At 34.0% G+C, this 5,585-nt stretch carries 5 protein-coding genes; 4 read left to right on the top strand and 1 reads right to left on the bottom strand.

The features are described from left to right. Positions 1–148 precede the first annotated feature (148 nt). Positions 149–307, top strand: a complete 159-nt coding sequence (locus M2139_RS14070; RefSeq protein ID WP_280739477.1) for a hypothetical protein — start codon at positions 149–151, stop codon at positions 305–307. Between the two features lie 360 nt (positions 308–667). After that, on the top strand, positions 668–2,269 hold the full coding sequence (locus tag M2139_RS14065; protein WP_280739478.1) for a CTP synthase: 1,602 nt from the start codon (positions 668–670) through the stop codon (positions 2,267–2,269). 51 nt (positions 2,270–2,320) lie between these two features. On the opposite strand, the gene M2139_RS14060 is transcribed toward M2139_RS14065, so the two are convergent. Next, positions 2,321–3,190: a LysR family transcriptional regulator gene (locus M2139_RS14060; protein ID WP_280739479.1), complete on the bottom strand. Its 870-nt coding sequence runs from the start codon at positions 3,188–3,190 to the stop codon at positions 2,321–2,323. Between the two features lie 119 nt (positions 3,191–3,309). On the opposite strand from M2139_RS14060, the gene M2139_RS14055 reads away from it, so the two are divergent. Continuing rightward, complete coding sequence (locus M2139_RS14055) at positions 3,310–4,506, top strand: OFA family MFS transporter (RefSeq protein WP_280739480.1); 1,197 nt, start codon at positions 3,310–3,312, stop codon at positions 4,504–4,506. A gap of 36 nt (positions 4,507–4,542) precedes the next feature. Further along, positions 4,543–5,475 carry an oxidoreductase gene (locus M2139_RS14050; protein WP_280739481.1) on the top strand — a complete coding sequence of 311 codons (933 nt, stop codon included), beginning with the start codon at positions 4,543–4,545 and terminating at the stop codon, positions 5,473–5,475. Positions 5,476–5,585: the final 110 nt, after the last annotated feature.

Here is a 5,585-nt window from a genome sequence, read left to right as displayed (position 1 = left end):
TTCTAAAGGATTTCGAGATGTCTTGTCTATTTTTGAAACAAAAAAATAGGTGCTAGTGACTTTTTTTGTCACCAACACCAGATATTATAGAGCCAATATTTCAAGTTAATGTTTTTTAATTATAAAAAATATTAGAGGAGGCGATTTTATGAAAGACGATATTGCTGAAGCACTTAACGGGTTAGGTTTATCTTTTATGCCATACACGAAAGAAATGTTAAAAAAAATGACAGATGAAGAACTGTTAAGCTTACTAGTAGGAACTGAATTTAGTGAAGAAGAAAAAATTGATTACTATAGAATTTAAAAAAAGAGAAATGTATTAAATTTATTTGTTGAAGATTAAAACAAAAGGACTATCCAATAAGTTTCTTCTGTTTTTTGAATTTGAGAAATTATAAGCCCTTACATTTATAAAATTGCCAAAACTGCCTTGACATTCGTTGCGGTAACTTGTATCATACTGCTTGGGCACCTTTCAGAAGGTCAGAAGTTTATGTTAGAATTTCCGCTCCCTATTCATTAATTTTGGATGGGGAGCTTTTTATTTTATTTACCAGGAAATCTGACATCAACTGATCCTATATTATAAATAGTAGCAACTAGAAATAGTGGAGCTACAAGTAATTGTGTTACGAAAAAATAAAAGAAGGAGTTTTTATTTATTATGACCAAATACATCTTTGTAACTGGTGGCGTGGTTTCATCAATCGGAAAAGGGATTGTGGCTGCTTCACTAGGTCGTTTATTGAAAAATCGAGGATTGAAAGTAACAATTCAAAAATTTGATCCTTACATTAATGTTGACCCAGGAACGATGAGTCCTTATCAACATGGAGAAGTTTTTGTAACGGACGATGGTGCCGAAACAGATTTAGATTTAGGCCATTATGAACGTTTTATTGATATTAATTTAAATAAATACTCTAACGTAACGACAGGTAAAATCTATTCAGAAGTTTTGCGCAAAGAACGTAAAGGGGAATACTTAGGAGCAACCGTTCAAGTTATTCCACATATTACTAATGAAATTAAAGATAAAATCATGCGGGCAGCGACTATGACCGACTCTGATATTATTATTACTGAAGTTGGTGGGACTGTTGGGGATATTGAATCATTACCATTCCTAGAAGCACTACGTCAAATGAAAGCTGATGTAGGTGCAGATAATGTAATGTATATTCACACGACTTTAATTCCTTTCTTAAAAGCTGCCGGTGAAATGAAAACTAAACCAACTCAACATAGTGTAAAAGAATTACGTGGTTTAGGGATCCAACCTAATATTTTAGTAGTTAGAACAGAACAACCTGTTTCACAAGAAGTGAAAAATAAATTAGCGCAATTTTGTGATGTAGCACCAGAAGCTGTCGTGGAATCTCGTGACGTCGAAACTTTATATTCTATTCCATTAGCTTTACAAGCACAAAAAATGGATCAAATTGTTTGTGATCATTTGAAAATTGATGCGCCACCAGCTGACATGAGTGAATGGCAAGCTTTAGAAAAACGCGTTTTAAACTTGAAGAAAAAAGTTCGGATTGCTTTAGTTGGGAAATATGTCGAGCTTCCTGACGCTTATATTTCAGTAGTAGAATCTTTAAAACATTCAGGTTTTGCTTATGATGCTGAAATTGAAATTGATTGGATTAAAGCTCAAGAATTAACACCTGAAACAGTTGAAGGTCGCTTGCAAGGTGCAGATGGTATTTTAGTTCCTGGTGGTTTTGGCGATCGGGGAATTGAAGGGAAAATTGAAGCGATTCGTTATGCTCGTGAAAATGATATTCCTTTCTTAGGTATTTGTCTAGGGATGCAAATGGCTTGTGTTGAATTTGCCCGCAATGTGATTGGATTAAAAGATGCAGCTTCAGCTGAAACAACGCCAGAAACTGAAAACAATATTATTGATTTGATGGCAGATCAAGAAAATGTTGAAAATCTTGGTGGCACTTTACGTTTAGGTTTATATCCTTGTAAAGTTAAGAAAAATACCGTAACAGCGAAAGCTTATAATGATGAAGAAGTAATTCAAGAACGTCATCGTCATCGTTATGAATTTAACAACGATTACCGTCAAATCTTTGAAGATCACGGAATGGTTTTCTCTGGGGTTTCACCAGATAACCGTCTTGTTGAAATCGTTGAATTAACTGAGAAAAAATTCTTTGTCGGCTGTCAATTCCACCCAGAATTAATTTCTCGCCCAAATCGTCCACAACAATTAGTGAAAGCTTTTGTTGGGGCAGCCCTTGAAAATCAATAAACTATAAACAAAAGCCAGTGAACATCATGTTCACTGGCTTTTACTCTGCACTTATTTCACAGTTTCTTTTATTTTTGCCATTAAAAATTCAATTTGTTGGTCCATTAACATTTCTTTGCGACGAATCATCACGATTTTATTTTTTAAAGGCAGATTCTGAATTTTTTTAACTACCATTGAATCAGGCACTTTTTTTACAAAAGATTCAGTAGTTAAAACAATCCCAAATTGGGCTTTACCAAATTCTAAACAGGCATAATGATTGCTAAGTTCACAAATGATATTAGGAACAATTTGTCTTTTTTGCAATTCAGCATCAAGGACATTCCGTAAATATAAATCTTTTTCTAATAACACTAAAGGTTGATTTTCAAAATCTTCTAGATAAATTTCTTCTTTATTGGCTAGCTCATGAGAGCAAGGAATGGCTGCGACAAATTGTTCTTCAAAAAGTAATTCGGCTTCCAAATCAGGAATTTCTTCAGTTTGATAAACAACACCGATATCAATTTGCCGATCCAAAACTTTTTGAATAGTTTTTCGACTAGGATATTCACTAACATGCAACGAAATATCGGGAAACATATCAGTAAAATCTTTAAAGACATCTAAAAGTAAATGGCTACCAGAAGCACCTAAATGAATAGTTTCGCGCTGAAATCCTTGGAAATAAAGCATTTCATCTTTTACTTTGAGTAATTCGTGATAAATTTTAGTGGCGCTTTGGCGAAAGACGAGTCCGGCTTTTGAAAGAACGATATTGCGGCCCTCTTTTTGAAAAAGAACAACATTTAAGCTGGTTTCAAGGGCTTTGATTTGCTGACTTAATGAAGGTTGTGAAATTTTTAAACGTTCAGCAGCTCTTCCATAATGTAATTCCTCACTTAAAATAAGGAAAGACTCGATTTGCTTGATGTTCATGATAATCCCCCCGGATTCATAAAATTTTCCTATAGCTATGATAAGTCTTTCCTTATTGTTAGTCAAAGGAAATTTCGTTATTATTCAATTGTGAAAAACTTAACATAGGAGGGGAAGTTATGACAGTCAAAGTAAACCGCTGGGGAATGTTAGCGGCGCATGTCTGTATCAATTTTATTCTGGGAGGTGTCTATGCATTTAGTTTCTTTAAGAATCCATTAATGGAAGCTTATCATTGGGATCCAGCTTTATTAGCCTTGGCTTTCTCAATTAACATGGGGATTATTCCAATACCAATGATTCTTGGTGGTAAGATGATTGACAACGGTAAAGGGAAACAAGCAATTGTAATTGGATGTTTATTATTTTCATTAGGATTTATTTTATCAGGATTTGTGAAAACATTACCAATGTTGTTGTTAACTTATGGCTTAATTGCTGGTTTTGGTTCTGGTTTGGCGTTTACAGGGAATTTGAATAACATTTTGAAATTCTTCCCAGATAAACGCGGTTTAGCAAGTGGCGTGGTATTATCAGGTGTTGGGATTGGTACTTTATTATGTACACAATTAGCAGAATTCTTCTTGAACAAAACAAATGATATTAGTAAATCATTACTTTATTTAGGTATTGTTTACTTAGTTGTTGTCTTCGTTGTTCAATTCTTTATTCAAAGCGCACCCGCTAAAGATAGTGGTCAAATTGCTGATTCACCAATGGATAAAGATTATAAAGAAATGTTGAAAGATAGCCGTTTCTGGGTTTTATTCTTAATTTTAGCTTTAGGTGTATTTTCAGGTATGGTTATTAGTTCAAGCTCTGCTCAAATCGGTATGGGTCAATTTGGCTTAACTAGTGGTGCTTTAATTGTAAGTTTAGTATCTATTTTCAATTCTGCTGGTCGCCTATTTTGGGGTGGCGTTTCAGATAAACTAGGAAGCTACCGCGCTTTAACTTTAGTTTATGGTGTCTTAGGAATTTGCATGGTATTATTATTAGTATTTTCAGGAAATACAACAGTTTTCTATATTAGTGCTTTAGGAATTGGTTTTGCCTACGCTGGTGTGTTAACTATTTTCCCTGGATTGACTAGTCAAAACTTTGGTATGAAAAACCAAGGGATGAACTATGGCTTTATGTATTTCGGTTTCGCTGTTGGGGCCATTGTTGCACCATACGTAACAGCCGCTGTAGCAAAAGCAACAGGTTCATATCATATGGCATTTATCTTATCAATTATCTTACTTGTAGTAGGTGTCGTTCTAATTCGTATGATGGAAGCTGCTTTCAAAAAAATGACTAAAAAAGCAGCCTAAATAAATTAATAACTTAAACTGAGGGGGAAACAAATCATGAAAATCGCAATTGCAGGTGCAGGTGCAATGGGAAGTCGTTTTGGCTTCATGTTAACAGATGCTGGTCATACCGTTAATTTTATTGATCCTTGGAAAGAACACGTAGAAAAAATTAATCAAGAAGGTTTGCTTGTTGAAACAGAAAATACTTCAAAATACTATAAAATTCCATCTTTTCTACCAAACGAAGTAGTTGATAAAGATTATGAATTGATTATTCTCTTTACTAAAGCGATGCAATTAGAAGGTATGTTGAAGCAAATTCAAGGTATTTTAACAGAAAATACGGCTTTATTAGTTTTATCTAACGGTTTAGGTAATATTGAAACGATTGAAGAATATGCTGGAAATTCAGCGATTTATGCTGGTGTAACTTTATGGTCTTGTGAATTAGAAGGACCTGCTCACATCCGCGCAACTGGTTCTGGTAACGTTGAGTTCCAACCAGTTAAAGAAAAAAATGCAGCTATGACTGAAGAACTTTTAACACTCTTGAATCAAGCGAAATTAAATGCTGAAATTAGCCAAAATGTTGTATTATCCATTTGGAAAAAAGCAGCTTTTAACAGTGTATTGAACACATATTGTGCTTTACTTGATTGTAATGTTGGCCAATTCGGTAGCAGCGATCAAGCAATGGCACTTAGTGAAGTCGTGGTTAATGAATTTGTAGCAGTTGCTACAGCAAAAAATGTACCATTAACTGCTGATATGGTTTTAGCAACTGTGAAAAAAGTTTTTGATCCTGAGCAAAGTGGCGATCATTTTCCATCAATGCATCAAGATATCACAAAACGCAGAAAAACAGAAATTGATTATTTAAATGGTGCTGTTGTAAAAATGGGCGCTAGCTTAAATATTCCAGTTCCTGCTAATCAGTTATTAACAGCTTTAATTCACGAAAAAGAAGATATTTTGAAAATTAAATAAAAATATTCTTATTATGGGGCTGTGACAAAAGTCTCTAACAAAAAACGCATGAAATAACGAAAAATCGTTCATTTCATGCGTTTTTTCTAGTAAAATAAAAAAGAAGTACA

This window comes from Enterococcus sp. PF1-24 (assembly GCF_029893325.1).
GTDB lineage: Bacteria > Bacillota > Bacilli > Lactobacillales > Enterococcaceae > HY326.
Note: the sequence above shows the minus strand (reverse complement) of the source record. Positions and strands in the feature narration are given on the sequence as shown.